Raw genomic sequence first — 25,886 nt, 5'->3', positions numbered from 1 at the left:
TTGAGGAGGAGAATAAGCATGCATAACAATCGTAGGAGTTTTCTCGGACTTGCACTGGCAACCGTTGCCTTCGCAACCGTTGGCGCTGCCACCGCCTCTGCGGCAAGTGTGGAGGAAATCAAGGCAAAGGGCACGCTTGTGGTCGGCATCCAGGGCGACAATGCGCCATGGGGGTTCGTCAACACAAGCGGCGTGCAGGACGGCTTCGACGCTGACGTCGCCAACCTTTTTGCCAAGGAATTAGGCGTGAAGGTTCAATTCCAGCCGCTCGCCGTTGCCAACCGAATTCCGGCGCTTACGACCGGCAAAGTCGACATCTTGTTCGCAACGATGGCGATGACGGAAGAGCGCGCGAAATCAATTCAATACAGCAAGCCCTACGCCGCCAACACGATTTCGCTTTATGCCGCGAAGTCCGACACGGTTTCGAAACCTGAAGACATTGCGGGATGGGAGATCGGCGTTCCGAAGTCCAGTTCGCAGGATAAGGCAGTAACGGACGCCGTCGGATCCACCGCAACGGTCCGCCGCTTTGATGACGACGCCGCAACCATCCAGGCTCTCATCTCCGGACAGGTAAAGGCGGTTGGCGGCAACCAGTTCTATGGTCAGCGTCTGGATGGGGCGAGTGCTGGCACCTATGAGCGCAAGATTAACTTTCTGACGACCTACAACGGCGTCGGGACCCGTCTCGGCGAGAAGGACTGGAACGAAGCCGTCAACGCCTTCATCGACAAGATCAAGGCCAATGGTGACCTGGCCGCCATCACGAAGAAGTGGATGGCGATCGATCTGCCGCAGTTCCCGGAATCCATCCCGAACATCCCGTTCACCGTCAATTAAAGCCCAAATGGAGGGTTCCGTGCTCAATACCGCAAACGATCAACCGACGCTGATTTCCCTTGAGGACGTGCAGAAGTGGTACGGCGCTTTCCATGCCTTGAAATCCATCAGTCTGTCGGTCCGCAAAGGCGAAAAAATCGTCCTCTGCGGGCCGTCAGGCTCCGGGAAATCAACGTTAATCCGCTGCATCAATGCCCTCGAAACGATCGAGGAAGGCAAGATCGTCGTCGAGGGTCAGGTACTGGACGGAAGCACCAAATCCATCGATGCGATACGTCGCGAAGTGGGAATGGTCTTCCAGAGCTTCAATCTCTTCCCCCACATGACCGTACTTCAGAACTGTACACTCGCCCCGATGCGTGTTCGAGGCACAAGCCACACTGACGCAGAGCGACTGGCTCGAAAATATCTCGAGCGGGTTCGAATCCTTGACCAGGCGGAAAAGTATCCTGCGCAGCTATCCGGCGGACAACAGCAACGCGTTGCCATCGCTCGCGCGCTCTGCATGGAGCCGAAGGTCATGCTGTTCGACGAACCGACCTCTGCCCTCGATCCTGAAATGGTGAAGGAGGTGCTCGACACCATGATCGGGCTCGCCCGTGATGGCATGACGATGATCTGTGTCACGCACGAAATGGGGTTTGCCCGCCAGGTCGCTGATCGCGTCATCTTCATGGCCTCCGGAGAGATCGTCGAAGAGGCCGAACCGGAAGTCTTCTTCAAGTCGCCCAAGCACCAACGCACGAAAACCTTTCTCGGCGAAATCCTGGCTCACCACTGACGTTCGAAAGCGATGCCAATGCGCGACAAGAAATTCCTCGTAGGACTGATCGGTGCCGACATCCAAATGTCAAAGTCCCCGGCGTTGCACGAAACGGAGGCTCGACACCAGGGCCTCGATTACCATTACGAACTTCTTGACTTCGCCGAACGAGGCCTTCCCGCCTCGGCGCTGCCGGACCTCCTCGACGAGGAAGAGCGGCGCGGTTTTGCCGGGAGCAACATTACACATCCTTGCAAGCAGACGGTGATCGCCCACCTCAATCGCCTTTCCGAGGATGCAGAGATGCTCGGTGCGGTCAACACCGTGGTGTTTCGGGGCGGCGAGAGGATCGGCCACAACACTGATTGGTATGGTTTCTACGAGAATTTCCAGCACGGCCTTTCTGACGTCGCGAAGGCGCATGCCGTCCTGCTCGGCGCCGGCGGCGCCGGTGTCGCCGTGGCGCATGCCGCAATCAAGCTCGGTATTGAGAAATTATCGGTCTTTGACCAGGATTCGAAACGGGCAGAAACCTTGGCTGGGCAGTTGAACAATCGGTTCTCAAGGGATTGCGCTCGTGCCACGACGGATGTCGGCGGCGCCCTGCGTTCCGCCGATGGGCTTATCCACGCGACGCCGACGGGTATGAAAAGCCATCCTGGTTTGCCGATCGACCCGGAATGGCTTCTGCCACGGCATTGGGTCGCCGACATCGTCTATATGCCGCTCGTCACAGAGCTCCTTGCTCTCGCCGAAAGAAAAGGCTGCCGGACCCTTCGTGGCGGCGGCATGACCGTCTATCAGGCAGCAGCGGCTTTCGAGCTGTTCACCGGGATAACACCCGACGCAGAGCGCATGTCCCGTCACTTTACGGACTTGTGCCGCCTGTCGGTTTGATGGGGAGATCCCAAATGCCGCATATCATCATCGATTATAGCCGGGGCGCAGGCGAGCATGTAGCCATGGACCGGCTGACGCAGACCGTGCATCGCTGCGTTCGCGATGGCGGTCTTGTGAAACCGTCCGCCGTGCGCACGCTTGCGCGGGAGGCGACATACTCCTGCGTGGGCGATGAGCATGTCGATAACCATTTCATCCAAATCATCCTGAGGGTGGCACCGGGTCGTACTGCAGAGACCAAGCAGAAGCTTCTTACTGCCGTTCTCGAGGCCGCGCGGGCGATCGCCTCGCCTGCTCTCGAAGCGGGAAGGCTCGGCTTGCGCGCAGATCTCTACGAGTCGGACCCTGATTTTGCTGTTCAAGCAATCGCGTTCGTCTGACCAGAAAAACGTGCTCAAGAAGGACACTATACTATGAGCCTGATATACGTTCTCAATGGACCAAACCTCAACCTGCTTGGCAAACGCCAGCCGCACATCTACGGGCACGAAACGCTCGCAGACGTGGAGGCGGACTGTCGCAAGCTGGCAGCCGAACTCGGCCATGAAATCCGCTTTCATCAGAGCAACCGGGAATACGAGATCATCGATTGGATTCATGAGGCGCGCGAGGACGGTGCGGGTATCGTCATCAATCCGGCAGCCTTCACCCATACCTCACTCGCCATCCTCGACGCTCTGAACACATTTGAAGGGCCTGTGATCGAGATCCACATCTCCAATGTGCACAAGCGCGAAACCTTCCGACACCATTCGTTCGTTTCGCACCGCGCGGACGGCGTGATCTGCGGCCTTGGAACGGAAGGATACCAGCTTGGCATCCGGCGCGCGGCGACAATGATCAAGGCCGCGAGCAAGGGCTGAGGTGATCATGACCCAACGGGTTAAGCTGGCCGTACTTGGCGCAGGCCTCATCGGTAAGCGCCATATTCAGCACGTCCTGACCGAGCCCTCGGCGCAACTCAGTGCCGTGGTCGATCCCACGCCGGTTGGCGAGACCATTGCCAAGGAAGCCGGCGTGAAGTGGTTTCCAAGCTTTGCGGACATGATTGCCGCAGACCGACCTGATGGGATCATCGTGGCTACGCCAAACCCGGCTCACGTTCAGAACGGGTTAGAAGCCGTTGAAGCCGGCATTCCCGCACTCATCGAGAAGCCTATCGCCGACGACATTATATCCGGGGAAAAGCTGATCGCAGCGGCTGAGGCAAAAGGTGTTCCTCTTTTGACCGGCCATCACCGCCGACACAACCCGGTGACGCAGAAGGCAAAGGAAATCATCGAAAGCGGGAAGCTCGGCCGCGTTCTTGTTGTCAATGCGATGTTCTGGCTGTTCAAGCCCGACGAATACTTCGACATCTCGTGGCGTCGTGAGCGCGGTGCGGGGCCGGTTTTCCTCAATCTCATCCATGATGTCGATAATCTGCGCTACCTTTTCGGCGATGTGGCCGCGGTTCAGGCACGCGAGTCCAGCGCGGTGCGCGGCAACGCAGTTGAGGAAACGGCTGTGATCCTGATCGAGTTCAAGAATGGAGTTTTGGGAACTGCGACAGTCTCGGACGCGGTGGTCGCACCGTGGAGCTGGGAGATGACAAGCGGAGAGAATCCGGCTTACCCCAAAACCGAGCAATCCTGTTACATGATCGGAGGAACGCACGGGTCGCTGGCTGTTCCGTCGCTCGAGGTCTGGCGCAATCCTGGTAAACGGAGTTGGTGGGAACCATTTGACCAAAAGCGTATCGAGGTCGACGACGAGGACCCGCTCGTCCTGCAGATCAGGCAGTTCTGCAAGGTGATCCGCGGAGACGAACCGCCGCTTGTCAGCGGGCGTGAGGGGCTCGAAACCTTGAGGGTAATCGATGCGGTAAAAAGCTCGGCGGCAACGGGACAACGTATCGAGTTGAACTGACGCCTGAGTAATGTGACCGCCTGCTCGCCCGCTCCTTGCATCCGATGCGATGAGAACGCTGGCTCAACACCGACGTTAGGCATCGCGCTTCTGGCGGAGGAAATCGTCGCCGCTCTGTCTTCGCTGCCATCGAAACGCGCCTGCTTCGGCAACGACTTAAGGCAGAAATGATGCTGCAGTCGGATAAAGGTTTATCCTCGGTGCGCCTGGCCGAGGCTCTGGGGGTAAGCCAACCGACGGCCTGGCGGATGGGACACGCGCTGCGTCTCATGGTGGCGCGCGAGCACATGCTCGATGGCACGGTGGAGATCGAACATTTTTATCTCGGTGGGCGAGCAAGAATAAATCCGGATGATCCACCGCCTGGACGAGGCCGAAAAGGTCTGCCGAATACCCAGAAGACGCCGGTCATGGTGATCGTTCAACGGCCAGATGACGTCACACCCGGCACTCCGGCCGGTGACGCGCGTGCTGCGGTGGTGACGGGTCTTTCGCTCCGGGCAGCGGCGCGCGCCGCCGAAGCGCAGATCGACCCCGATGCCTATTTGATGAGCGATGAGGCGACAGCGTTCATGGCTCTTGGCGAGAACTATGCCAGGCATGACACCGTGAAGCATTCCAGCCGCGAATACGTTCGTGACGCCGTCCATGTCAATTCGGTCGAAGGTTTCAATTCCCGTGTCCGCCGCACCATTGCCGGCGTCTTTCATCATATCAGCCCGCAGCATGCCGACCTGTATTTCCACGAGATCGGTTTCCGCTGGTCACAGCGCATTGTGACGGGCCAGGCTGTTCGGAAAACCCGAAATGGCCGGGAACGCATGAAAACCATGTGGTCGCGAGTGCCGCCGGCGCTGCAATTGCCGCAAATCTTTCGCGCCGCGACCGGCCGTCAACTGCGCAGAAGTCCGGCTGGTGGGATCATCGTCAAATCAGCAGTCGCTGTCTTTGGTTGATAAGGGCCATGTATCCACCGGAACGAAGGCGCACCACCGCTTGGCAGCGTCGTCCCGGTGCGACCGCTGTCTCAATCAGGTGCGGTTAGGTCGGCAAGTCCGGCGCAATCAATGTCAATGTGGGGAAATAGGTTCGATAGCGAGCAACATCACGCGTGAGCAACGGTAGCCCGCTGACGGCCGCACGGGCTCCGATAAAGAAATCCGGGAGAACGCCAGTTCTCGTTTCCCCTACTTTGCGATAACGTGTGAAAACCTTGCTTGCCAAAAAGAGAGCCTCCCGCGGGACTGGCGCGAGTTCTAACCCGGCTTGATCAAGGAGCGCGTCGACTTCTTCGATTCGATCGTAGCGAACGGCGAGTTCTGCATAGACGATATCGTTGATCCACAGTGTCCCCTCAAGACTTGCGTTTTCGAGTTGCGCTATGGACCAATCGGCCCATTTCGGATCGTCTGTTACGATGTCGAGAAGAACGTTCGTGTCTACGAATGTCACGGTTCGCCACGCGTGAGGGCCATGATCGCGTCCGTATCCAGCCCTTTGCCGGCGTGCCCCCGCAGCTGTGCGAAGCGGCTGGGTTGCTGTTTCTTAGCGGCATGGACGAGCACTATGCTCCCATCCGGTGCACGGCGGAAATCAACCTTGCTCCCAGGCACTATACCCAAGAGGTCGCGCACCGGTTTGGGGATCGTAATCTGCCCCTTAGCTGTAACCGTTGTCGTCATTGTCGAACCGTTGTAAGGAATGATTTCTAGAAAGTGTTACTTCGCGGCCCGGTTTTCTAGAGAATGGGACGACGAACAATCACCAGGAAGCGCTCCGGCGCCAAAATTGGACGTTGGCTAGCGCTTGCTCGGGGCGCATCGGAACCTGATTACCGTCATGCCGATAAACTGTTGTCACGCAGAAGCGGAAGCAACTGCTTGCCCTGGCGCCTGATTTCCTGGAGATAGGGCGTAAAGCACGAAATGCGTGATGCCCAGTTCTTCGTACCTGCGCAGCGAGCGGGCGACATCCTCGGCACAGCCAACCAGCCATGTGGTACTCGCCCCGCCGCCACCGAACCTGCCGGGGGCGGCCGGACAAGCTCAAAGTGTGAGCGCGAGTTGATGTTTGTCTTCGATGGTTGCACTGTCGAGCGATGACAGCAACACACCCAAAAGCCGAATACCTTTCGCGACCGGGAAAAGCGGCGAGAGCAGGAGCGTCGAGACGTCGGCGAGTTCGCCGGCGCTTGCGATCGGGAAGGTGACGGCCTTGCTCCGGGTGACCTGTGTGAAATCACCCCATTTCACCTCAGGCTTTGGAACATTGTCGTCGCACGGGCGTAGCCGACCTAAGTACCGTCGCTCGACCAGTCGTCAAATCGGTCCGTCTGCATTTTTCAGGTAGCTGATAACGGCATCGGCGATCATGGTTCGATGCCTGCCAATCGTCTCTGGCTCAGAGAGATCGCGGCGGAAGATCATGCCGAATGTGTAGCGGTTCGAAACGCGGAAAAAGCAGAAGGCGCTAATCAGCATGTGCACATCGATCGGGTCGGCCTTTCGCTTGAAGACGCCTTCAGCGACACCGCGCTCCAGAATGCCAGCGATCGTCTCGATGACTGAGACATTCAGATCACGGATGGCTTCGGAACGAAGCATATGTGCTGCGTGGTGGATGTTTTCGATGCTGACCAATCGCACGAAATCGGGATTGGCCTCGTCGTGGTCGAAGGTACTGGAGATCAGCGTGCGCAACGCTTCTTCCGGCGCAAGGCTAGCGAGTTTCAGATCCTCCTCAAGCGTGCGGATCTTGCGATAGGCGCGCTCTAGCACGGAGAGGTAAAGTCCCTCCTTGCCTCCGAAATAGTAATAGATCATGCGCTTGGAGGTTCGGGTCCGTTCTGCGATCGCATCGACGCGCCCGCCGGCGAGGCCATGCGTCGAGAACTCCTCCGTGGCGACGACAAGGATGTCTTCCTTGGTTCGTTCCGGATCGTTCTTCCGACTTGCCTCAGCCCGCCCTGCCATTCTTTCGTCGTCACTCCCGACATCAGCCGATATCTTTCACCAGCCGAAATTTTCCCAATAAAACCAAATCGAAACAGGCGGGCCACAGGCCTCCTCATTTCGTCTCCCTTGGAAGTCATATTGAGGTTGTCGGGCTCTTTCAAGAGAGTCCACTTGACATACGTACTAGTTCGTACATTTTGTAATGAGCGAAGACGGCCGGAGGAGGTCGTGCTCGCACCGTGCCCCTGACGCCGCCCATCGTCGCCACTGCGACGCTCGGGCGTCAAGACGGCACGCCGCTTTGGGAGGAGCGCATGACCCGCATCATCGATTTCTATTTCTTCGCGCTGAAGGTGGCGATTGCCCTGCTGCTCGCCGGCATGGTTGTGCTCGTCTTCGGCAATGTCGTTCTGCGTTATGCGTTCAACCAAGGCATCACGGTCTCGGAGGAGCTGTCGCGCATCTTTTTCGTCTGGGTTACCTTCCTCGGCGCCGTCGTCGCCATGCGCGAACACGGACATCTTGGCGTTGATACAGTCATCAAACGACTGCCGCCCCTTGCGGCAAGGATCGCGGTGCTCTCGGGCTATGCGCTGATGCTTTTCGCGACATGGCTGATGATCAGCGGCAGTTGGGCACAGACGCTGATTAATCTTCACGTCGGCGCGCCGGCGACCGGGCTCTCGATGGGCTTCTTCTACGGCGCCGGTCTCGCCTTTGGTGTCCCTGCATTCCTGATCCTGCTTGCCGACGCCTTCGCCATCGCCACAGGCCGTATCGATGTGACAACAGCCGAACTGGTGCGCGACAGCGAGGACGAGATGGCGCTGGACGATCTTCCCGAGCCGGTGCTCGGCCCCGTTTCCGTCAAGCGCTGAGGATCTTGTGATGACCGTTACGATATTCCTCGGCGCACTTCTCGGACCCATGGCGCTCGGCGTGCCGATAGCCTTCGCCCTCATTATCAGCGGTGTCGCGCTGATGCTCTACCTAGGTCTCTTCGACGCACAGATCGTGGCACAGAACGTCTTGAACGGTGCCGATAGCTTTCCGCTGATGGCCGTGCCATTCTTCCTGCTCGCCGGCGAGGTCATGAACACCGGAGGGCTTTCCCGCCGCATCGTCGCGCTGGCAATGGCGATGGTCGGCCATGTCCGCGGCGGCCTTGGTTTCGTCGCGATCTTCGCCGCCTGTATTCTTTCCAGTCTCTCGGGCTCGGCCGTCGCCGACGCGGCTGCCCTCGGGGCGCTGCTTCTGCCGATGATGCTGAAGAGCGGTCATGACGCGGCGCGCGCCGGCGGGTTGCTCGCCTCCGCCTCGGTGATCGGACCGATCATCCCGCCGTCGATCGGCTTCATCCTCTATGGCGTCGTCGGCGGCGTCTCGATTACCAAGCTCTTTCTCGCCGGTATTTTCCCGGGGCTGATGATAGCCGTGGCCCTTTGCGTCACCTGGCTGATCGTTGCCCGCAAGGAGCAGTTCGAGTTGCCGCCAAGGCAGAGCGGGGCAGTGCGGTTCAAGGCGCTCGTCGACAGCATCTGGGCCCTCATGCTGCCCGTCATCATCATCGTTGGCCTTAAGTTCGGGGTCTTCACGCCAACCGAAGCCGGCGTTATTGCTGCCGTCTACTCGCTCTTCGTCGCCATGGTTGTCTATCGCGAACTGCCGCCGGCGCAGCTCTTTCATGTCTTCGTGTCGGCGGCAAAGATCACCTCTGTCGTTATGTTCCTGGTCGCCTGTGCCGCGGTCTCCGCTTGGCTGATCACCGTTGCTGACGTCCCCGGCGCGCTTGCCTCGTTGATCGAACCCCTGATGGACAACCAGACGCTTCTCTTGATGACGATCATGGTTCTCATCGTGCTCGTCGGCACTGCGATGGATATGACGCCGACCATCCTCGTGATGACGCCGGTTCTGATGCCCATCATCAAGCAGGCAGGCATCGACCCGGTCTATTTCGGCGTGCTGTTCATCATCAACAATTCGATCGGCCTCATCACACCGCCGGTCGGCACGGTTCTGAACGTTATCTGCGGCGTCTCGAAACTGTCGATGGAAGACCTGATGAAGGGCGTGTTGCCCTTCCTGGTCGCCGAACTGATCGTCCTGTTCCTGCTCGTCCTGTTCCCCGCCTTGGTGACCGTTCCGGTTACCTGGTTCGGGCACTGACAGAAATTGCACGCTTCAACACGACCGGCGGAAATACCGGCCAAATCTGGGAGGAGAACATGTTGAAACTGACGAAAATGGCCCTAGGGCTTGCCTTGCCGCTCGTTTTGCTGACGGCAGGGCCGACGCTTGCCGAAATACGCGACCAGACCATCAAGTTCGCTTCGGCCAACAACAAGGGTCACCCGCAGGTAATGGGCATGGAGAAGTTCGCCGAACTCGTGAAGGACAAGAGCGGCGGCAAGATCGAGGTGAAGCTCTTTCCGGGCGGCACGCTCGGTGGTGACGTCCAGACCGTCTCGGCGCTGCAGGGCGGCGTCATAGAGATGACGGTACTTAACGCCGGCATTCTTGCCAACAACGTCAAGCAGTTCGGCGCCGTCGACCTTCCCTTCCTCTTTGACAGCGGTGCGGAGGCGGACAAGGTGATGGACGGTGCCTTCGGCGACAGTCTCCTCAAGCTTCTGCCGGATACCGGCCTCGTCGGTCTCGGCTACTGGGAGCTCGGCTTCCGCAATCTCACCAACAATCGCCATCCAGTGACGAAGCTCGAGGACATCAAGGGTCTGAAGATCCGCACGATCCAGTCCCCGATCCCGATCGAGCTCTTCAACACGCTCGGCGCCAACGCCGTGCCGCTGCCCTATACCGAACTCTATACCGCGCTTGAGACCGGGACGGTCGATGGGCAGGAAAACCCGGCCGCAAACATCCTGAACGCCAAGTTCTATGAAGTGCAGAAATACATGACGTTGACCCGTCACCAGTACAATCCGCAGATCGTGCTCGTCAGCAAGAAGTTCTGGGATGGGCTGAACGACGAGGAAAAGACCGTCCTGCAGGCGGCTGCAACCGAAGCGCGCGATTATCAGCGCAAGGTGTCGCGAGAAGCGGATGCCACAGCCCTTGAGGAAATCCGCAAGACCGGAATGGAAATCAGCGAACTCAGCCCCGAGGAGACGCAGAAGCTGCGTGATGCCGTCAAGCCGGTGATCGAGAAGTTTAGCGCCGAGATTGGCACGGAGACGGTGCAGGCGCTGTTCAAGGAGATCGGCGCCGCACGGGGCCAGTAACAGGGCGAAAACTCCGGCCCGTCCGCAAGGCACGGCGGGCCGGAGGCTGGCTGCCCGTTGCTGCGGGCTTTTGAGGATGGAAACGCAAACCATGACCGAAACGCTTGTAAGACCCTTGAAGGCCGGTCTGATCGGCGCGGGCATTCAAGCGTCGCTGACCCCGGCGATGCACATGACCGAAGGCGCAGCTCAGGGGCTTCGCTATGCGTACGAGCTGATCGACCTTCGCGAAATCGACGCGACGGAAAACAACCTGCCGCGCCTGCTTGCCGAGGCTGAACGGCAGGGGTTTGCAGGCCTCAACATCACCCATCCGTGCAAGCAGGCAGTCATAGCCTATCTCGATGAGCTTGCACCTGATGCGCAGCGGCTCGGCGCCGTCAATACCGTCGTGCTCAAGGGTGGGCGGCGTTATGGCCACAACACCGATTGGTGGGGTTTTGCCGAAGGTTTCACGCGCGGGCTGCCGGATGCCGACCTTTCCTTTGCCGTGCAGCTCGGGGCAGGCGGCGCGGGCGTCGCGACCGCTTACGCCGCGCTATCGCTCGGCTTGAAGCGCCTTGCTGTTTTCGATCGCGAGCCGGATCGGGCGCAGTCGCTTGCCGAGATGCTGACCGCCCTGTTCCCCGAAGCGGACATCTCAGCCGGCACGGACCTCGCGGCTGCAATGCGATCGGCGTCGGGGCTGATCCACGCCACGCCGACGGGCATGGCGAATTATCCGGGGCTGCCGCTCGACGGCGACCTTCTCGATCCGCGCCATTGGGTCGCCGAGATCGTCTATTTCCCGCTCGAAACGGCGCTGCTCGCGGAAGCCAGACGACGCGGCTGCCGCACGCTCGACGGCGGCGGAATGGCCGTCTTCCAGGCGGTCGGCGCCTTTCGCCTGTTTACAGGGCTCGAGCCGGACGCGGCGCGGATGCTCAACCATTTCAAGGCGATGACCGGCTGACGCCGAGAACTCCAGCGAGGAATGAACGATGAAGACCTCGATAGCAACGGTTTCGCTCAGCGGCGATCTCAAGGACAAGCTGCATGCCATCGCCAAAGCGGGCTTTGCCGGTGTCGAAATTTTCGAGAACGATTTCCTCGCCTTCGACGAGAGCCCACGCGAAGTTGGCCGGATGGTGCGTGACTTCGGTCTGGAGATCAGCCTGTTCCAACCCTTCCGTGATTTCGAGGGCATGCCCGAGCCGCTTCGGACACGGACTTTCGACCGGGCGGAGCGCAAGTTCGACCTGATGCAGGAGCTTGGTACCGACCTCGTCCTCGTCTGCTCCAATGTGTCGCCGGCGGCACTGGGTGGACTTGACCGGGCGGCCGCTGACTTTCGCGAGCTCGGGGAACGCGCCGCGAAGCGGGATCTGCGCGTTGGCTACGAGGCACTCGCCTGGGGCCGCCACATCAGCGATCATCGCGACGCCTGGGAGATTGTCCGGCGCGCCGATCATCCAAACATTGGCCTGATCCTCGATAGCTTCCATACGCTGTCGCGCAAAATCGAAGTCAACTCGATCCGCTCGATTCCCAAGGAGAAGATTTTCATCGTCCAGCTCGCCGATGCCCCGCTGATCGATATGGATCTGCTCTACTGGAGCCGGCACTTCCGCAACATGCCGGGCGAGGGCGACTTGCCGGTGACCGACTTTACCCGCGCGGTGGCGGCAACTGGCTATGACGGCTATTTGTCGCTCGAAATCTTCAATGACCAATTTCGTGGCGGCAACGCCAATGCGATTGCCGTCGACGGATATCGCTCGCTGATCTATCTCGGGGACCAGGTCAGGCGCGCCGAAGCGGATATACGGTTGCCGGTTCCAAAGATGCCTCCGCGCGTTGATGTCAAGGGTGTGGCCTTCGTGGAGTTCAGTGCCTCCGAGGAAGAAGCAGGCGAGCTCGAAGCGCTGCTCGTTTCCATCGGCTTCAAGAAGGCGGCACAGCACCGGACGAAGCAGGTGGTAGTCTACCGCCAGGGCGCAATCAATCTGGTCGTCAATACCGAGCGGGAAGGCTTCGCCAGCGCGTCCTATCTGGTACACGGCACGTCCGCCTATGCCTTCGGCCTCATGGTGGACGATGCGGCCGCGACCGTGGAACGGGCGCGGGCGCTTGGCGCCGAACCTTTCGAGCAGCCGGTCGGCCCAGGTGAACTCCTGGTCCCGGCGATCCACGGTGTTGGCGGGGGCCTCATCTATTTCCTGGACGAAAAATCCGAGCTCTCCAGGATCTGGGAGATCGAATTCGATCCGGTGCGAGACGAAGGCTCGGTCATCCCGGCCGGACTGTCCACCATCGATCACATCGCTCAGACCGTCAAATACGAGGAGATGTTGACCTGGCTGCTCTTCTACACATCGCTACTGGATGCGCATAAAACACCCATGGTCGACATTATCGATCCGGCCGGCATCGTGCGCAGCCAGGTCGTGGAAAACGACGCGGGCACGCTGCGTCTGACGCTGAACGGCACGGAGAACCGCAATACGCTGGCTGGCCGCTTCATCGCCGAAACCTTCGGCTCCGGCGTACAGCACCTTGCTTTCACCACCGAAGATATCTTCGCGACGGCGCAAGCATTGCGGAAAAACGGCTTCAACGCACTGCCGATCTCGCCGAATTACTACGACGACGTCGAAGCCCGCTTCGGTCTCGATGCGGAGCTTATCGATCAGCTGAAGTCCGAAAACATTCTCTATGATCGCGATGACGGCGGCGAATATTTCCAGCTCTACAGCCCGACCTTTGGAGAAGGTTTTTTCTTTGAAATCGTCGAAAGACGCGGCTATCGCGGCTACGGAGCCGCCAACGCTATCTTTCGCATCGCGGCGCTGAGAAAGTACTTGAGGCCAGACGGGCTGCCGAAAAGCTAGTCGCCAAGCGATAGACTCGGGACACCGATTGGCTCAGGGGAGTTGTAACGGTGGTCGTCAGGCGACATTCTCCGCTGCCGAGAACGGCGCCATGCTTGGTGTGACCTGCCATTCCCCTGTTCCGTCTGGCGCTGGTTATGCTTGACGTTGCTCGGCACCTCGATCCTCGCCGAGTTGGCGAAGACAGCATCCCAGTTCGCAAGCACACCGTCGCCAACGTCGCAAACTGCCACATAGAACTTCAGCGCGGGGGTCAGCGTTTTCGCCTGGTATGGTTTGGGCGACCACATCAGGCCTGTACAGCCGTTTCTCTTTATGGGCCAAAATAATCGCATAATGTATCGAGCGGAACACCGTAGGTGACATCGCAGCCTTGCGCAGAGTGACCGCGCGAGGTTTGTTCAAAATGCCGCCGCCACTATACTCTCGCGTTACAGCCGGGAGAACGTTCATGCGTCCTCTAGCCCAATGCCAAGCGTTGATGGCGGCGGTTCTCGCAAGCGCTGCCGCCGTGGTTTCGACATCCGCGCCCGCTCAGGATCGCCTTGGCGAGCGTGCAGCGATGATCGAGACGATCAAATCGCACGCCCGCTCGGCGCCGTCAGCGGTCGAAGGCCAGGGCATCGATCCGGCTGTGTTGGAGGCGATGGGAAAGGTGCCGCGCCACCTTTTTGTGCCCGAGGAGCAGCGCGGCGAGGCCTATCAAGATCGGCCACTGCCGATCGGATACGGCCAGACCATTTCGCAACCCTTCATCGTCGCGCTGATGACCGACCTGATCAACGTCGGACCTCGTGACGTTGTTCTCGAGATCGGTACTGGCTCGGGTTATCAGGCAGCCGTCTTGTCGCCGCTCGCAGCGAAGGTTTACTCGATTGAGATCATACCGGAGCTGGGCGAAAGGGCAGCCGCCCGCTTGGCGGAGCTCCGCTTCGACAATGTCGAGGTGAAGGTGGGCGACGGTTACTATGGTTGGGCTGCGCACGCGCCTTTCGACGGTATCGTCGTAACTGCCGCTGCCAGCCACATCCCGCCGCCGCTGGTCGAGCAGCTTGCCAAGGGAGGCCGTATGGTCGTCCCTGTGGGAGGCCCCTTCGCGACCCAGTTTCTCATGTTGGTCGAGAAGCGACGGGACGGAAGCATCACGACCCGGCAGTTGCTGCCGGTGGCCTTTGTGCCACTGAGGGGAGGTAGGGCCCGATGAGAGCGGGGCGCCTACTGCCGGTTGCTCTGATATCAGCGGCAACCCTTGCTTACGAAGTGCTGCTGATGCGGCTCTTTTCGATCATTCAATGGCATCAAATTGCCTATATGATCATAAGCATTGCCCTCCTGGGCTTTGGTGCGAGCGGTACGTTCGTTGCCTTGGCCCGCCGTCCTCTGGTGAAACGGTACTCGACCGCCTTCGCAGCGTCGGCAGCGCTGTTCGGCATTACTGCGGTCGCCAGCTTCGCGGGTGCTGAACGCCTGCCGTTCAACGCGCTCGAGGTCGTCTGGAATCCGGGCCAGCTCGGTTGGCTCGCTGCCAGCTATGCACTGCTCATCCTGCCGTTCTTTTTTGGTGCAACCTGTATCGGCCTTGCCTTCAGTCGCCATCCTGGCCAGATCGGACGCGTCTATGCCTTCGACCTGGTCGGCGCTGGGGTCGGCGCACTGGGTATCATCGGACTGTTGTTCCTGGTCTTTCCCTCTGTGGCACTGCGCTACATCGCGGCGTTGGCATTTGCGGCGGCTGCCCTCGCCGCGACAGGCATGGCTCGCCGTCGGCGGTTCGCCGCGGGCAGCCTTTGGCTTGCAGCCGCGGTCATCGCGGTGTGGCTGCCACCGTCCTTTACGGCCACCGCACCGCACATGTCGCAGTACAAGGGCCTAAGCCTGGCTCTCGACGTCCCAAGCGCGCAGATGGTCGAAGAGCGATCAAGCCCGCTCGGACTACTGACAGTCGTGGCAAGCCCGAGCGTCCCTTTCCGGCACGCGCCGGGCCTCAGCCTCGCCAACACCCAAGAGCCGCCCGCGCAACTCGCCGTCTTCAGCGATGGCGATGGTATTACGGCGATGACCGCCTATAGCGGCGATCCGGCGACCGTCGCCTATCTCGAGCGGACAACGGCGGCGCTCCCGTACCGAATGCTTGCGCGGCCGCGCGTGCTGGTCCTCGGTGCTGGTGGCGGCGAGCAGGTGCTGCTGGCGCTACGCGCCGGAGCCAACATCGTGGACGCTGTAGAGATCAACCCGCAGATGATCGACCTGGCTCGCAATCGTTTCGCGAAGTTCATCGGCGGCATCTTCAGCCTTCCGCACGTGCATCTGCATCTAGCCGAGGCGCGCGCCTTCGCTGCGTCCGCTGGTGAGCGTTACGACCTGATCCAGATGCCGCTCCTTGACTCCTTCAGCGCGGCCGCGGCCGGGGTACAAAGCATGCATGAGAACTACACCTACACCGTGGAGGCACTGCGGGATTACCTGGCGGTACTGAAACCAGATGGCATCGTCGCCGTCACGCGCTGGCTACGGGCGCCTCCGCGCGACATCCTCAAGCTATTCGCCACCGCTATCGCCGCGCTTGACGCGGATGGCGTGTCCCAGCCCGGCCGGCACCTGGCGCTGATCCGGAGCTGGAATACCGCAACCCTGCTCGTCGCCAAGTCGTCCTTTAGCAGTGAGGACGTCGCAGCCATTCGCGCCTTCGCGGCCGAGAATTTCTTTGATGTCTCCTGGGTGCCGGGCATCTCCGCGAGCGACGTGAACCGCTACAATCAACTCGACCAGGAATATCTCTACGAGGGAGCCCTCGCTCTCATCGGCCCTGAGAGAGCCGACTTCACCGAGCGCTACAAGTTCAACATCGTGCCGGCCACTGACAATAAGCCCTATTTCTTCGACTTTTTCCGTTGGCAAGCCCTGCCCGAACTCCTGAAGCTGCGCACTCAAGGAGGGGCAGCGATGCTCGACTGGGGCTACCTGATCCTGGCGGCGACGCTCGTGCAGGCCGCGATCATAAGTGCCGTCCTGATCCTGCTGCCGCTCTGGCTTCGCCGGCGCGCGCTCGGGAGTGCCGTACCCCGGCTGCGCTTCGGGCTTTATTTTTTTGCCTTGGGCCTAGCCTTCCTGTTCATCGAGATCGCCTTCATCCAGCGCTTCGTGCTGTTCCTCGGCCACCCGCTCTACGCCGTCGCTGTTGTGCTTGCGGGTTTCCTTGTCTTCGCAGGTCTCGGTAGCACCCTGGCCGCACGCTGGGTGGTGGCGGTCGGAAGCGGATCGGCAGTGCGCGGCATAACCCTCGCTGTCGTGGTGATCGCATTCCTGGCTGGGAGCTACCTGCTCGCGCTGCCCGTGATATTCGAACGGCTGCTGATACTTCCGGATGCCGCGAAGATCGCAATCGCGCTCCTCCTCATAGCGCCGCTCGCTGTCTTCATGGGCATGCCGTTCCCCCTCGGCCTCGGCCACATCGGCGCATGCTCGGAGGAATTTCTTCCCTGGGCGTGGGGGATCAATGGCTGTGCGTCGGTGCTGAGCGCGATCCTCGCCGCACTGCTTGCAACGCATATCGGGTTCACGGGTGTCGTGACTATAGCCACGATCCTTTATCTTGCCGCGCCGGCTTTACTCGCCGGGTCGTGGTATCGACACGATCAGCGGACGTCGCAAGGCTCTATTTCAAATCTGAACCGTTCGCGAGATAAGCGGAATGGCCCCTCCCGCAACTGATGTTGGCACACCGTTCGATGCCAATCGCGGCGTGCGACGTAAGCTTGTGCAAACAGGTGGAAGGCGCCTCAAGCAGTCGAACGGCGTCCAAGACACGAGGCGAGGGGGCCGTGCACCCCTTTCTTCTCGCCCACCCTCAGCTATTTGTCCAAGAAAGATCCCGCTCGGCTAGCAGAAGGCGTGGTTCATTGCCTTTCGGCCCAGAGAACGGCGAGAGCGCCATGCAAGTTCAGGTCGAAACCTTCGTGGACGAAGGTGGTGTCAAGAAGCTCCGACGATTTTACCTCAACGGCCGGCAGATCGATGTGGTCGAAAACCTCGATCAGTGGCATGGCGCCGATTACCGCTACTTCAAGGTCAGGGGCAGCGAGGGTGACGTTTACATTTTGTATCTGGACGAATTTCTTACGCAGTGGGCGCTGACGATGTATCAACGTTCGCAACCGCCGGACTCCCGCGGCACCCTATGACACATTGTCGGCTTTTCAAGTGGGGCATCAGCCCGGTCCGGGCCCCGGGGTCAAGCTCATCCCCGAACAAGCGGTAAGACGGCCGAAAACAGTTTTGTATCCTTCGGGAGACGAGCCGTTTGCGATGAACCTGACGTACGACTCGGTCAGTATTCGCATCTCCGCACTGTCGGCCTTTCCAAGCGGCCGTGGAGAATTAAATATGTGCTATCGTCCTGATCTTGGCCGCCATGGTGATCGCTCTCCGCAACGTTAGAAAATCCTATGAGACTGCCGAAGGGCGGCTCGAAGTGTTGAGAGGGGTCAATCTCGATCTCGACCAAGGAGACAGCGTTGCCCTGACAGGGGAGTCGGGTAGCGGAAAGAGCACCCTCCTGCATCTCGTAGCCGGTCTCGACCGTCCGGATTCAGGCGAGATCGTGATCGGGGGCCGAGACATCTCCAAGCTGAATGACCGGGAACGCGCTGCTTACAGGCGAACAGAAGTCGGCCTCGTATTTCAGCAGTTCAATCTTGTCCCGTCACTAGACGTGGCCGCGAACATCGCGTTCCATGCCAAGCTAGCGGGGCGCCATGATCCCCCGTGGGAAAATGAACTCGTGGCCCGCCTCGGAATCGGGACATTGCTGACCAGATATCCTGAGCAGCTTTCCATCGGACAACAGCAGCGGGTGGCGGTCGGACGAACCCTTGCCGCGCGTCCCGGCCTAGTCCTGGCGGACGAACCCACAGGAAACCTGGACGAGGCCAATGGAGACGCTGTCCTGGAACTGATGCTCTCGCTGTCGAAGGGAACCGGATCGACACTGCTCCTGGTGACACACTCGCAAAGACTGGCGGATAGGCTCGACCGGCAGCTGCATTTGCGGTCCGGGAAGATCGAATGAAGATGTGGACCGCAGCCACGGCACTTCTGTCCCACTGGCGACGACGACCGCTGCAGCTCGGCACTCTCTTGTCCGGCCTGGCGCTGGCAACGGCCCTGTGGACCGGAGTGCAGGCGATCAACGCAGAAGCCCGCGCGAGCTACAGCCGCGCCGCGGCTGTGCTCGACCAGAACGGATTGGCGAACCTGGTTTCTCCAAACGGCAGCCCGATTCCTCAATCCGCCTTCGTGCGGCTCAGGCGGGCGGGCTGGAACGTATCACCAGTTTTGGAGGGAGACTATCGGTTCGGTGTCACCCGGTTAAAGGTGATCGGCATCGAGCCACTGACGATGCCCGCGCAGACTAACACCGTCGATCTGGGAATTGGCGGAGACTTGCTTTCCTTCATCACGCCGCCGGGCATGTTGGTCGTCTCTCCCGCAACAGCGGAGAAATTGCGCGGACAGACCGACCTCGCGCTGCGTATTTCGGATCGGATGCTGGACGGCGCCGCCTTCATCGATATCGGTATGGCCCAGAGGCTATTGAGAAGAGAGGGCGAACTCAGTCGGATTGTGATCGCCGAAAACCAACGTTCCGGTCTGGAACCACTTGAGAAGGTTGTTCCAACGCTCTCAGTTCGCGAGCCGAATGCAGAAACCGACGTCGAGCATCTAACCGAGAGTTTCCATCTCAATTTGACGGCCTTCGGTTTTCTCGCCTTCGCGGTGGGGCTGTTCATTGTGTATTCGACGATCGGTCTTGCCTTCGAGCAACGGCGGCCGACCTTCAGAACGCTTCGCTGCCTCGGCGTTTCGTTGCGTGCGCTTGCCGTTCTGCTGCTCGCCGAGCTTGTCTTTTTCGCGCTTTCCGCCGGGGCAGTCGGCGTCGCGATCGGATATCTGGTCGCGTCGCTGTTGCTGCCCGGAGTGGCCGCAACCCTGGAAGGACTCTACGGAGCCAGCGTGCCTGGCACGCTTTCCCTGCGTCCGGAGTGGTGGATTTCTGGTTTTGCCATCGCGGTGGCCGGAACATTGGTTTCGTCGGCACAGAGCATGTTGCGCTTGACGAGGGTGCCTTTGCTCGCGGCCCAGCCCCAGACCTGGGGGCGATCGTGGCAAGCGGGGCGGCGGTTTCAGGTACTAGCCGCAGCCGTTTTGCTAGCCCTTTCGGGAACTCTTCTTCTGTGGGCTGAAGGACTCGCGGCGGGCTTTGCCATACTTGGCTGCCTTCTGCTCGGGGCGTCGCTGCTTCTCCCCACCGTGCTCTCTGGATTCTTCACCGTGATGCAGCGGACGTCTTCGTGCGCGCTTGTCAGGTGGTTCTGGGCGGATGCGCGGCAGCAACTCCCCGGACTTTCCCTTGCGCTCATGGCGTTGCTTCTTGCGCTGGCGGCAAACGTCGGCGTTGGAACCATGGTGTCGAGCTTCCGTCTCACGTTCGTCGGCTGGCTCGACCAACGCCTCGCCGCCGAGCTTTACGTCGCGGCCCGGAATGAGGGCGAGGCAGACAGGCTCAGGACATGGCTTGCAACGAAGGTGGATTCGTTGTTGCCGATCTCCAGCGTAGATGCCGAGATCCGGGGGCAACCGATGCAGATCTTCGGTGTCGTTGACGATCCGACCTACAGGAAGCACTGGCCCCTGATCATTGGCATGCCGGACGTCTGGGATCGGGTGGCGTCCGGTCAAGGCGTACTGGTCAACGAACAGTTTTGGAGGCGGGACCAGCTCCGCATCGGCGATCAGCTAGAACTGGCGGGTGACTGGAGGGCGGCGGTTGTCGGGGTCTATTCGGATTACGGAAACCCAAAGGGCCAGGTCATCGCCGGATTAAACGCCCTTACCTCTCGCTACCCGCAAGTCTCGCGCCTGCGCTACGGTCTGCGGATCCAGCCTGATCAGGTCGCGGACCTACGATCAAGGCTCTCGGACGAATTCGGCCTACCACCCGGTAACGTCGTCGATCAAGCGGCACTGAAGGAACAGTCACGGCGGATCTTCGATCGCACATTCCTGGTTACGGGCGCGTTGAACATTTTCACGCTCGGGGTTGCGGCATTGGCTATGTTCTCGAGCCTCTTCACGCTTTCGGAAATGCGCCTCCCGCAGCTTGCGCCCGTGTGGGCCCTGGGGGTCACGAGACGCGATCTCGCTCTTCTTGAAGTTCTAAGGACGCTGGTGCTCTGGCTGGCGACATTTATTGCCGCTCTGCCCCTCGGTCTGGCGCTGGCGTGGGTGCTTCTCGCGGTGGTGAACGTCGAAGCTTTCGGCTGGCGTCTGCCTATGTATATCTTTCCTTACGAGTGGATCAGGCTCGGACTCGTCGCACTCGCCGCTGCGGTCGTTTCCGCGTTGATTCCGCTTCGCCGACTGACAGGACTCGCGCCATCGGAACTTCTGAAGGTATTCGCCAATGAGCGTTAGATCGATTGCGATCGCTTTTGCGGTGACGACCATGGTCAGCTTGTCCGGAAGCCATGCGGCCTCCGAGGGCTTTGGTGACCTCGGCTCGCCGGCGGAAGGATTTTCGGTGCCACGGCCCGGCCTGCTGTTTCGTTTCCCCGCCGACCACGGCCCACATCCGGACTTCCGGATCGAGTGGTGGTACCTGACGGCCAATCTTGAGGCCCCTGACGGAACTCAATACGGAGCGCAGTGGACCCTTTTCCGGTCAGCGCTGGCTCCGGGTGAGGCCAGAGAGTGGTCGAGCCCACAGCTCTGGATGGGGCATGCAGCCGTCACCTCTTCAAAGGACCACTTCGTCTCAGAACGTATGTCCCGCGGGGGAGTGGGGCAGGCTGGAGTTGTCGCGGAGCCGTTTTCCGCCTGGATCGATGACTGGCAGATGAAGGGACAAGCCGCCCCGGGAGCGGACCAATTGGCCGACCTCAGCCTGTCTGCGACGGCAGAGGAATTCGGCTATGAACTCCGCCTTTCGGCGACCGGTCCGCTGGTGCCACAGGGCGACAACGGCTATTCGCTGAAATCAGCGAAGGGACAGGCCAGCTACTACTATTCGCAACCATTCTATGCGGTCACCGGCTCGCTTTCGCTACCGGCCGGCAATGTAGAGGTGACGGGGAAGGCTTGGCTTGACCGCGAGTGGTCGTCACAGCCGCTCGCGGAAGACCAGATCGGTTGGGATTGGTTCTCGCTGCATCTCGATACAGGCGAGAAGCTCATGGGCTTCCGTCTCAGAGATGAAGGAGAGGGATACACCTCCGCCACCTGGGTCACTGCCGACGGGCGACCGGATCCCTTGCCCGCGGCGGCTCTCAAGATCGTTCCCGTGCGAACCGCGAAAGTCGCAGGGCGCCAAATTCCTGTTTCTTGGAATGTCCGGATTCCCAGTCGCGGCTTTGACGTCACAACCCAGCCTCTGAACGATCATGCGTGGATGTCAACGTCGGTACCGTATTGGGAAGGCCCGATCGTCTTCGACGGCAGCGTCAGTGGCAGGGGCTACCTGGAGATGACCGGGTACTAGCCCAAACCACAGGCTACAGCGCCGCGCGTCTTATCAGACGCGCAAAGGTCGCTGTAGGACTTTGATTTGCTGCATGTCTTCGTCCTTAAATCGAGGTCGATTCAAGGAGACATGCAGTAGCAGGAGGGGCAGGAGGCAGTTTCTATCGCACCGCCGGGCCTGCGGAGGGTTGCGGCATGCGCAATGGTTTCATCCCAGGAACGGTGCTTCACGTAGATGGCGATCAGCGCCTGGTCTGACCTCGGAGGTGTTCTCTGGTGATGCAGAGGAAAGCGTGTGTCACCGGGAATTGAATACGGCGGTGCCGCCACTCATCGTCACAGGTGTTGTCCGGCCCATACCACCCATGGAACGACGACACGGGCTGTTGCGTTAGCGATGTATGTCTTCCAGATTTGGAGCTTTGTTCTCAATAACGGATCAAATCATAGAGGCAGCATTTTCCAATAGATCAATCGGCGACAAGGTATGTCGAGTGCATCGGTCGACATCGGTCACTTCCCTGTTTTGCCATAGGTGCCGACCAGCTCGGTTCCGGCAATGACGTGATCGCGCATTTGCGCTTCAATTTGGTCCTTGCTAGCCGCCGCCGATAGGGTGAGCCGGTCATCGAGTGCGTAGAGCTTGAAGAAGTAGCGGTGCACACCGATCGGAGGACAAGGGCCGCCATACGCATTGCTGTTCCACCCATTCCTCGCTGTCTGGGCGCCTGATGGCAGTTGCGAAATCCCTTCCACAAGCCCCTTCAGGTCGGGGGGCAGATTGAAAACAATCCAGTGTATCCATGTCATCTTCGGATGAGCAGGATCCGGTGCGTCCGGGTCGTCGACGATCAATACAAGGCTTTTGGTTCCGTTCGGAACGTCTGTCCATTCGAGAGGCGGGGAAATACCTTGCCCTTCGCAGGTGTAGCGCCTGGGAATGGTTCCGCCATTGTTAAAGGCGGGCGATGCGATAGTGAACGCCATATGGAGCCTCGGCGAATTCACGAAACCGTTTCGTTGCCCCTCACGATATACCCTTGCCCACGTAATCTGTGGGCGTCTCCAGACCAGTAACAGCATCGGCCTATTGGTGCGCGATGTCCAGGGCGTCGACCCGAAACCTATAACGACACGCTTGCCTGCGTCAGCAAAATTAGCGCGAATGTCTGTCGATTATATCGGACATTTTCATAGGATCTTGGATGGACGAGGATGCCAACGCCCAACATATCGTGGGAGCGCAAATAGCTCCTTCGAATTGCGGGTTACGGTTCGAAACGCTTCAAGGCGAGGGATCGGAGAGATCCGAACTGAGCGGCATGTTGCCGGCTTCCAAACATCGCAGGCGGATGGAGTGTTCGCGTTACCGCCTTTGATCTGAACGTCCGTAAGCGGGAAGAACGGATCCTTAGTCGGCACGAATCCGAGCGTCTCAGTTGGGGCCGACTGCTGACTGTCCGCTGTCAGGTAAACTTGAGGGAGAGGGGCCATTCACACGGGTAAGGCTGACGGTATGCTCCGACTCCGGGTCGCCGCTCGCGTGTGCAGCTTCAAACCCTCCACGTGTCAACGGCCGGAGTAAATCCGGAGCCACTTGAGGCGCACGCATGCGGTTGCCCGGAGGAGTAGCTCAAGCGTGGTCTCATGCGTGCGGCGCGGTATTGCCGGATATTTCAGCCTGCCTCTCGGGCGCAGCTATGCTCGAGACGGTATTCTCCGAACCCGGGCGTGAAGGCGACATGCCTATGCGGCACGGGCCGCAGCTTGCGCTATCAATTCCTCGTCCTTGGCCACGCCCCGCTTGAAAGCGTCCCTGTTCACCAGTTTTCCGATATAGTCGAGAAACGTCTGACGCGGAGGTAGGGTCTGGAGGCCGAGGCCCCAGCCGAGATGCGAGCCGATATAGATGTCTGCAGCTGTGAATCGATCGCCTGCGATGAAAGGATGCGCCTGGACCGCGCGTTCCAGTTCATCCAGCGTCCGCTCATAGCTGCCGTAGCCGAAGAAGAACTCCTGCTCCGGTGCTGGCACGAATTTGGCGCGGTGATTGGTGACGGCCTGTTCGATCGGACCGGCGGCGAAGAACATCCAGCGATAATAATCGGCACGCTCTTCCGCGGTAGGCGCCAGACCGGCTTGCGGAAAGGTTTCTGCGAGATAGGCGATGATTGCGCCGCTTTCGGCCACGGCGTGGCCGTCATGCACGATCGCAGGCACCTTGCCCATGGGATTGACCTGCGTGAAGAAGCGGACTCGCTCGTCATTGGGATCGCCAGACACCGGTCGTTCAAGAGCCGCCCCGCCCCACGCGTCGAATGCGCTGGTCTTCTGGTAATCGATGACCACCGTCTCGTAGGGCTGGCCGATTTCCTCCAGCATCCAGCGTACAATGCGGCCGCGGGAATTGGGATTGGTGTAAAATGTGAGCGTCACGTTCAAATCTCCTGATTGATGGCTGTTCCGGATCGGCTCCCTTGCTTGTGATGTTGCAGGGCTGCCGGGTCGACATTTCGCTGTTGCCGGGTGCAGTGTTCAACACCGGCACCACAAGAGCAGAAGATAAGGACAGAACGCAGTGCGCGCACTAGCAGACGGCGCCAACGGACTTGCGAAAAGCGCCAAAAGCGCTACCGTATACGCCAGCCAGTGTGTAGCACTTGCGCCGTCCGTACGGCGGGCGCTAGCCCCGAGATGTGCCTTGAAAAGCGCAATTGCCGCGGTGTGATTTGGCCGATGGCGTCATGCCGCCGCAGGGCAAGGCATGCCGTAGGCCATTCCGCCACCTGCGATCTCCAACTGGAGTAAAGAGAGATAGCCATGACCAAAGTGCCTTCTGACCGATGCAAATTGCCGAGGCCATTCTGGCAATCGCTAGAACAACTGGGACTGCGGCCTTCAGCGGTCCTGCGACATGCCAGGCTTCCTGCGACGCTTCATCTCGACAATTCCGCCGTCATCAGCACGACACAGTTTTTCGCAATCTGGAATGCCATAGAGGCGCTCTCCGAGGACCCCGCCTTCAGCATCAGGATGGTGAGCGAGACCAGCACCGCCAATCACAAGCTTGCATTTCTGGTGGCGTCCTACGCTGCCGACTTTCGGGACGGCATGGCGCGGATCGCCCGCTTCAACCGCCTGTGCAGCCCTGACCGCCTTTGTTTCGAGGAGCGCGACGGCAAAGTGGCCGTGACGATCGAGTGGCCTGGGGGCACCGAACCGGAGCCGCCGCTGTCGGTGGACGCAAGCTTTGCCCTTTTGCTGGAACTCGGCCGACGCGGCACTGGCCGTCACCTGCGGCCAATCTCGGTGGAATTGCGGCGGCCAAATCCCGGAACGGACAAGCACGGCATTTTCTTCGATTGTCCGATCCATTTCGGGGCGAAACGTGATCGCATGGTGCTGAATGCGCCGGACCTCGACCTGCCATTTCCTGGGCACAACCCCGAACTGCTCCTGATGCTAACCCCCGCGCTGGCAAACGCAGTGCGTGAGATTGAGGCGCGGGCCACACTCGGTGACCTAGTAAAAGGCGCATTGAAGCGCGCCATGGCCAGTGGGCGCCCGGACGTTGGAGCCGTGGCGCACGAACTGGGGCTGAGCGAGCGCACCCTCCAGCGGCGTATTACCGCGGAAGGCACGACATTCCGTGCTCTTCTGACCGAAGCCAGACAGGAACTCGGTTCCCAGCTTCTCTCCGATCCCTCGATTGACATAGAGGAAGTGGCCTTCCTGCTCGGATACCAGGACACCAATTCGTTCTATCGTGCGTTCCGTGAGTGGGAAAACATGACGCCCGGCCAGTGGCGTCGGATCATGTCCCCATCGACAATGGCTGTTTCGGACGACAGTTAAGCAGAGATCAGCCGCTCGATCGAACTGCTAAAAC

General features: G+C 60.0%; 24 protein-coding genes and 2 pseudogenes. 19 read left to right on the top strand and 7 right to left on the bottom strand.

Annotated elements, in window-relative coordinates:
* Nucleotides 1–18: 18 nt before the first annotated feature.
* The 7 genes and pseudogenes from AC0C6X_RS19945 to AC0C6X_RS19915 form a co-directional block, all read left to right on the top strand.
* On the top strand, nt 19–843 hold the full coding sequence (locus AC0C6X_RS19945; protein ID WP_173519724.1) for a transporter substrate-binding domain-containing protein: 825 nt from the start codon (nt 19–21) through the stop codon (nt 841–843).
* 7 nt (nt 844–850) lie between these two features.
* Nucleotides 851–1,624 carry an amino acid ABC transporter ATP-binding protein gene (locus tag AC0C6X_RS19940; RefSeq protein ID WP_173519725.1) on the top strand — a complete coding sequence of 258 codons (774 nt, stop codon included), beginning with the start codon at nt 851–853 and terminating at the stop codon, nt 1,622–1,624.
* Between the two features lie 18 nt (nt 1,625–1,642).
* A complete protein-coding gene (locus tag AC0C6X_RS19935) occupies nt 1,643–2,503 on the top strand; it encodes a shikimate dehydrogenase (RefSeq protein ID WP_173519726.1) in 861 nt (286 codons plus the stop codon).
* Between the two features lie 14 nt (nt 2,504–2,517).
* Nucleotides 2,518–2,886: a 5-carboxymethyl-2-hydroxymuconate Delta-isomerase gene (locus AC0C6X_RS19930; RefSeq protein ID WP_173519727.1), complete on the top strand. Its 369-nt coding sequence runs from the start codon at nt 2,518–2,520 to the stop codon at nt 2,884–2,886.
* Nucleotides 2,887–2,919: 33 nt separating this feature from the next.
* Nucleotides 2,920–3,369, top strand: coding sequence for a type II 3-dehydroquinate dehydratase (gene aroQ, locus AC0C6X_RS19925; protein WP_173519728.1), 450 nt, complete (start codon nt 2,920–2,922; stop codon nt 3,367–3,369).
* 7 nt (nt 3,370–3,376) lie between these two features.
* Nucleotides 3,377–4,414, top strand: a complete 1,038-nt coding sequence (locus tag AC0C6X_RS19920; protein WP_472954753.1) for a Gfo/Idh/MocA family protein — start codon at nt 3,377–3,379, stop codon at nt 4,412–4,414.
* A gap of 167 nt (nt 4,415–4,581) precedes the next feature.
* Nucleotides 4,582–5,370: pseudogene (locus AC0C6X_RS19915) on the top strand (IS1595 family transposase); the annotation flags it as partial.
* Nucleotides 5,371–5,455: 85 nt separating this feature from the next.
* On the opposite strand, the gene AC0C6X_RS19910 reads toward AC0C6X_RS19915, so the two are convergent.
* The 5 genes and pseudogenes from AC0C6X_RS19910 to AC0C6X_RS19890 all read right to left on the bottom strand — a co-directional run bounded on the left by AC0C6X_RS19910 (nt 5,456) and on the right by AC0C6X_RS19890 (nt 7,386).
* On the bottom strand, nt 5,456–5,866 hold the full coding sequence (locus AC0C6X_RS19910) for a type II toxin-antitoxin system VapC family toxin (RefSeq protein WP_173519750.1): 411 nt from the start codon (nt 5,864–5,866) through the stop codon (nt 5,456–5,458).
* On the bottom strand, nt 5,863–6,096 hold the full coding sequence (locus AC0C6X_RS19905; RefSeq protein ID WP_173519751.1) for an AbrB/MazE/SpoVT family DNA-binding domain-containing protein: 234 nt from the start codon (nt 6,094–6,096) through the stop codon (nt 5,863–5,865). The genes AC0C6X_RS19910 and AC0C6X_RS19905 overlap by 4 nt, the downstream gene beginning before the upstream one ends.
* Before the next feature lie 155 nt (nt 6,097–6,251).
* Nucleotides 6,252–6,447, bottom strand: a pseudogene (locus AC0C6X_RS19900) (LLM class flavin-dependent oxidoreductase); the annotation flags it as partial.
* A 12-nt stretch (nt 6,448–6,459) separates the two neighbouring features.
* Nucleotides 6,460–6,666: a DinB/UmuC family translesion DNA polymerase gene (locus AC0C6X_RS19895; RefSeq protein WP_173519752.1), complete on the bottom strand. Its 207-nt coding sequence runs from the start codon at nt 6,664–6,666 to the stop codon at nt 6,460–6,462.
* A gap of 66 nt (nt 6,667–6,732) precedes the next feature.
* Nucleotides 6,733–7,386 (bottom strand): TetR/AcrR family transcriptional regulator, encoded by a 654-nt coding sequence (locus tag AC0C6X_RS19890; RefSeq protein ID WP_173519753.1) that lies wholly within the window; start codon nt 7,384–7,386, stop codon nt 6,733–6,735.
* 296 nt (nt 7,387–7,682) lie between these two features.
* Between AC0C6X_RS19890 and AC0C6X_RS19885 the strand changes: the two genes are divergently transcribed.
* From AC0C6X_RS19885 to AC0C6X_RS19835, 11 genes are all read left to right on the top strand, one after another.
* On the top strand, nt 7,683–8,246 hold the full coding sequence (locus tag AC0C6X_RS19885) for a TRAP transporter small permease (protein WP_173519754.1): 564 nt from the start codon (nt 7,683–7,685) through the stop codon (nt 8,244–8,246).
* 10 nt (nt 8,247–8,256) lie between these two features.
* A complete protein-coding gene (locus tag AC0C6X_RS19880) occupies nt 8,257–9,537 on the top strand; it encodes a TRAP transporter large permease (protein ID WP_173519755.1) in 1,281 nt (426 codons plus the stop codon).
* 59 nt (nt 9,538–9,596) lie between these two features.
* On the top strand, nt 9,597–10,610 hold the full coding sequence (locus AC0C6X_RS19875) for a TRAP transporter substrate-binding protein (protein WP_173519756.1): 1,014 nt from the start codon (nt 9,597–9,599) through the stop codon (nt 10,608–10,610).
* A gap of 91 nt (nt 10,611–10,701) precedes the next feature.
* Nucleotides 10,702–11,562 carry a shikimate dehydrogenase gene (locus AC0C6X_RS19870; protein WP_472954748.1) on the top strand — a complete coding sequence of 287 codons (861 nt, stop codon included), beginning with the start codon at nt 10,702–10,704 and terminating at the stop codon, nt 11,560–11,562.
* A 28-nt stretch (nt 11,563–11,590) separates the two neighbouring features.
* A complete protein-coding gene (locus AC0C6X_RS19865) occupies nt 11,591–13,480 on the top strand; it encodes a bifunctional sugar phosphate isomerase/epimerase/4-hydroxyphenylpyruvate dioxygenase family protein (protein ID WP_173519758.1) in 1,890 nt (629 codons plus the stop codon).
* Nucleotides 13,481–14,042: 562 nt separating this feature from the next.
* Nucleotides 14,043–14,684: a protein-L-isoaspartate(D-aspartate) O-methyltransferase gene (locus AC0C6X_RS19860; protein ID WP_246304574.1), complete on the top strand. Its 642-nt coding sequence runs from the start codon at nt 14,043–14,045 to the stop codon at nt 14,682–14,684.
* Nucleotides 14,681–17,191 carry a spermidine synthase family protein gene (locus AC0C6X_RS19855; protein ID WP_472954746.1) on the top strand — a complete coding sequence of 837 codons (2,511 nt, stop codon included), beginning with the start codon at nt 14,681–14,683 and terminating at the stop codon, nt 17,189–17,191. Before AC0C6X_RS19860 ends, AC0C6X_RS19855 begins: the two co-directional genes overlap by 4 nt.
* 221 nt (nt 17,192–17,412) lie before the next feature.
* On the top strand, nt 17,413–17,661 hold the full coding sequence (locus AC0C6X_RS19850; RefSeq protein ID WP_173519760.1) for a hypothetical protein: 249 nt from the start codon (nt 17,413–17,415) through the stop codon (nt 17,659–17,661).
* 230 nt (nt 17,662–17,891) lie between these two features.
* Nucleotides 17,892–18,548: an ABC transporter ATP-binding protein gene (locus AC0C6X_RS19845; RefSeq protein WP_173519761.1), complete on the top strand. Its 657-nt coding sequence runs from the start codon at nt 17,892–17,894 to the stop codon at nt 18,546–18,548.
* Nucleotides 18,545–20,953, top strand: a complete 2,409-nt coding sequence (locus tag AC0C6X_RS19840) for an ABC transporter permease (protein WP_472954744.1) — start codon at nt 18,545–18,547, stop codon at nt 20,951–20,953. Before AC0C6X_RS19845 ends, AC0C6X_RS19840 begins: the two co-directional genes overlap by 4 nt.
* On the top strand, nt 20,943–22,016 hold the full coding sequence (locus AC0C6X_RS19835) for a lipocalin-like domain-containing protein (RefSeq protein ID WP_173519763.1): 1,074 nt from the start codon (nt 20,943–20,945) through the stop codon (nt 22,014–22,016). Before AC0C6X_RS19840 ends, AC0C6X_RS19835 begins: the two co-directional genes overlap by 11 nt.
* A 494-nt stretch (nt 22,017–22,510) precedes the next feature.
* Here the strand turns inward: AC0C6X_RS19835 and AC0C6X_RS19830 are convergent, their stop codons facing one another.
* Nucleotides 22,511–22,984, bottom strand: a complete 474-nt coding sequence (locus tag AC0C6X_RS19830) for a YbhB/YbcL family Raf kinase inhibitor-like protein (protein ID WP_173519764.1) — start codon at nt 22,982–22,984, stop codon at nt 22,511–22,513.
* Nucleotides 22,985–23,743: 759 nt separating this feature from the next.
* Complete coding sequence (locus AC0C6X_RS19825; RefSeq protein ID WP_173519765.1) at nt 23,744–24,439, bottom strand: glutathione S-transferase family protein; 696 nt, start codon at nt 24,437–24,439, stop codon at nt 23,744–23,746.
* A 378-nt stretch (nt 24,440–24,817) separates the two neighbouring features.
* Between AC0C6X_RS19825 and AC0C6X_RS19820 the strand changes: the two genes are divergently transcribed.
* Nucleotides 24,818–25,852: an AraC family transcriptional regulator gene (locus AC0C6X_RS19820; RefSeq protein WP_173519766.1), complete on the top strand. Its 1,035-nt coding sequence runs from the start codon at nt 24,818–24,820 to the stop codon at nt 25,850–25,852.
* The last annotated feature ends 34 nt before the right edge of the window (nt 25,853–25,886 follow it).

It is taken from the genome of Ensifer sp. VA4, assembly GCF_055710065.1.
The sequence above is the reverse complement of the archived record's forward strand: the minus strand, read 5'-3'. Positions and strand labels throughout refer to the sequence as shown.

Bases quoted from the DNA above. Each gene is read 5' to 3' on its own strand.
- AC0C6X_RS19840 (WP_472954744.1), top strand. From the start codon at position 18,545: ATGAAGATGTGGACCGCAGCCACGGCACTTCTGTCCCACTGGCGACGA.
- AC0C6X_RS19880 (WP_173519755.1), top strand. From the start codon at position 8,257: ATGACCGTTACGATATTCCTCGGCGCACTTCTCGGACCCATGGCGCTC.
- AC0C6X_RS19920 (WP_472954753.1), top strand. From the start codon at position 3,377: ATGACCCAACGGGTTAAGCTGGCCGTACTTGGCGCAGGCCTCATCGGT.
- AC0C6X_RS19850 (WP_173519760.1), top strand. From the start codon at position 17,413: ATGCAAGTTCAGGTCGAAACCTTCGTGGACGAAGGTGGTGTCAAGAAG.
- AC0C6X_RS19885 (WP_173519754.1), top strand. From the start codon at position 7,683: ATGACCCGCATCATCGATTTCTATTTCTTCGCGCTGAAGGTGGCGATT.
- AC0C6X_RS19935 (WP_173519726.1), top strand. From the start codon at position 1,643: ATGCGCGACAAGAAATTCCTCGTAGGACTGATCGGTGCCGACATCCAA.
- AC0C6X_RS19905 (WP_173519751.1), bottom strand. From the start codon at position 6,096: ATGACGACAACGGTTACAGCTAAGGGGCAGATTACGATCCCCAAACCG.
- AC0C6X_RS19890 (WP_173519753.1), bottom strand. From the start codon at position 7,386: ATGGCAGGGCGGGCTGAGGCAAGTCGGAAGAACGATCCGGAACGAACC.
- AC0C6X_RS19845 (WP_173519761.1), top strand. From the start codon at position 17,892: ATGGTGATCGCTCTCCGCAACGTTAGAAAATCCTATGAGACTGCCGAA.
- aroQ (WP_173519728.1), top strand. From the start codon at position 2,920: ATGAGCCTGATATACGTTCTCAATGGACCAAACCTCAACCTGCTTGGC.
- AC0C6X_RS19870 (WP_472954748.1), top strand. From the start codon at position 10,702: ATGACCGAAACGCTTGTAAGACCCTTGAAGGCCGGTCTGATCGGCGCG.
- AC0C6X_RS19835 (WP_173519763.1), top strand. From the start codon at position 20,943: ATGAGCGTTAGATCGATTGCGATCGCTTTTGCGGTGACGACCATGGTC.
- AC0C6X_RS19940 (WP_173519725.1), top strand. From the start codon at position 851: ATGGAGGGTTCCGTGCTCAATACCGCAAACGATCAACCGACGCTGATT.
- AC0C6X_RS19855 (WP_472954746.1), top strand. From the start codon at position 14,681: ATGAGAGCGGGGCGCCTACTGCCGGTTGCTCTGATATCAGCGGCAACC.
- AC0C6X_RS19875 (WP_173519756.1), top strand. From the start codon at position 9,597: ATGTTGAAACTGACGAAAATGGCCCTAGGGCTTGCCTTGCCGCTCGTT.
- AC0C6X_RS19860 (WP_246304574.1), top strand. From the start codon at position 14,043: ATGATCGAGACGATCAAATCGCACGCCCGCTCGGCGCCGTCAGCGGTC.
- AC0C6X_RS19865 (WP_173519758.1), top strand. From the start codon at position 11,591: ATGAAGACCTCGATAGCAACGGTTTCGCTCAGCGGCGATCTCAAGGAC.
- AC0C6X_RS19930 (WP_173519727.1), top strand. From the start codon at position 2,518: ATGCCGCATATCATCATCGATTATAGCCGGGGCGCAGGCGAGCATGTA.
- AC0C6X_RS19945 (WP_173519724.1), top strand. From the start codon at position 19: ATGCATAACAATCGTAGGAGTTTTCTCGGACTTGCACTGGCAACCGTT.
- AC0C6X_RS19830 (WP_173519764.1), bottom strand. From the start codon at position 22,984: ATGGCGTTCACTATCGCATCGCCCGCCTTTAACAATGGCGGAACCATT.
- AC0C6X_RS19820 (WP_173519766.1), top strand. From the start codon at position 24,818: ATGACCAAAGTGCCTTCTGACCGATGCAAATTGCCGAGGCCATTCTGG.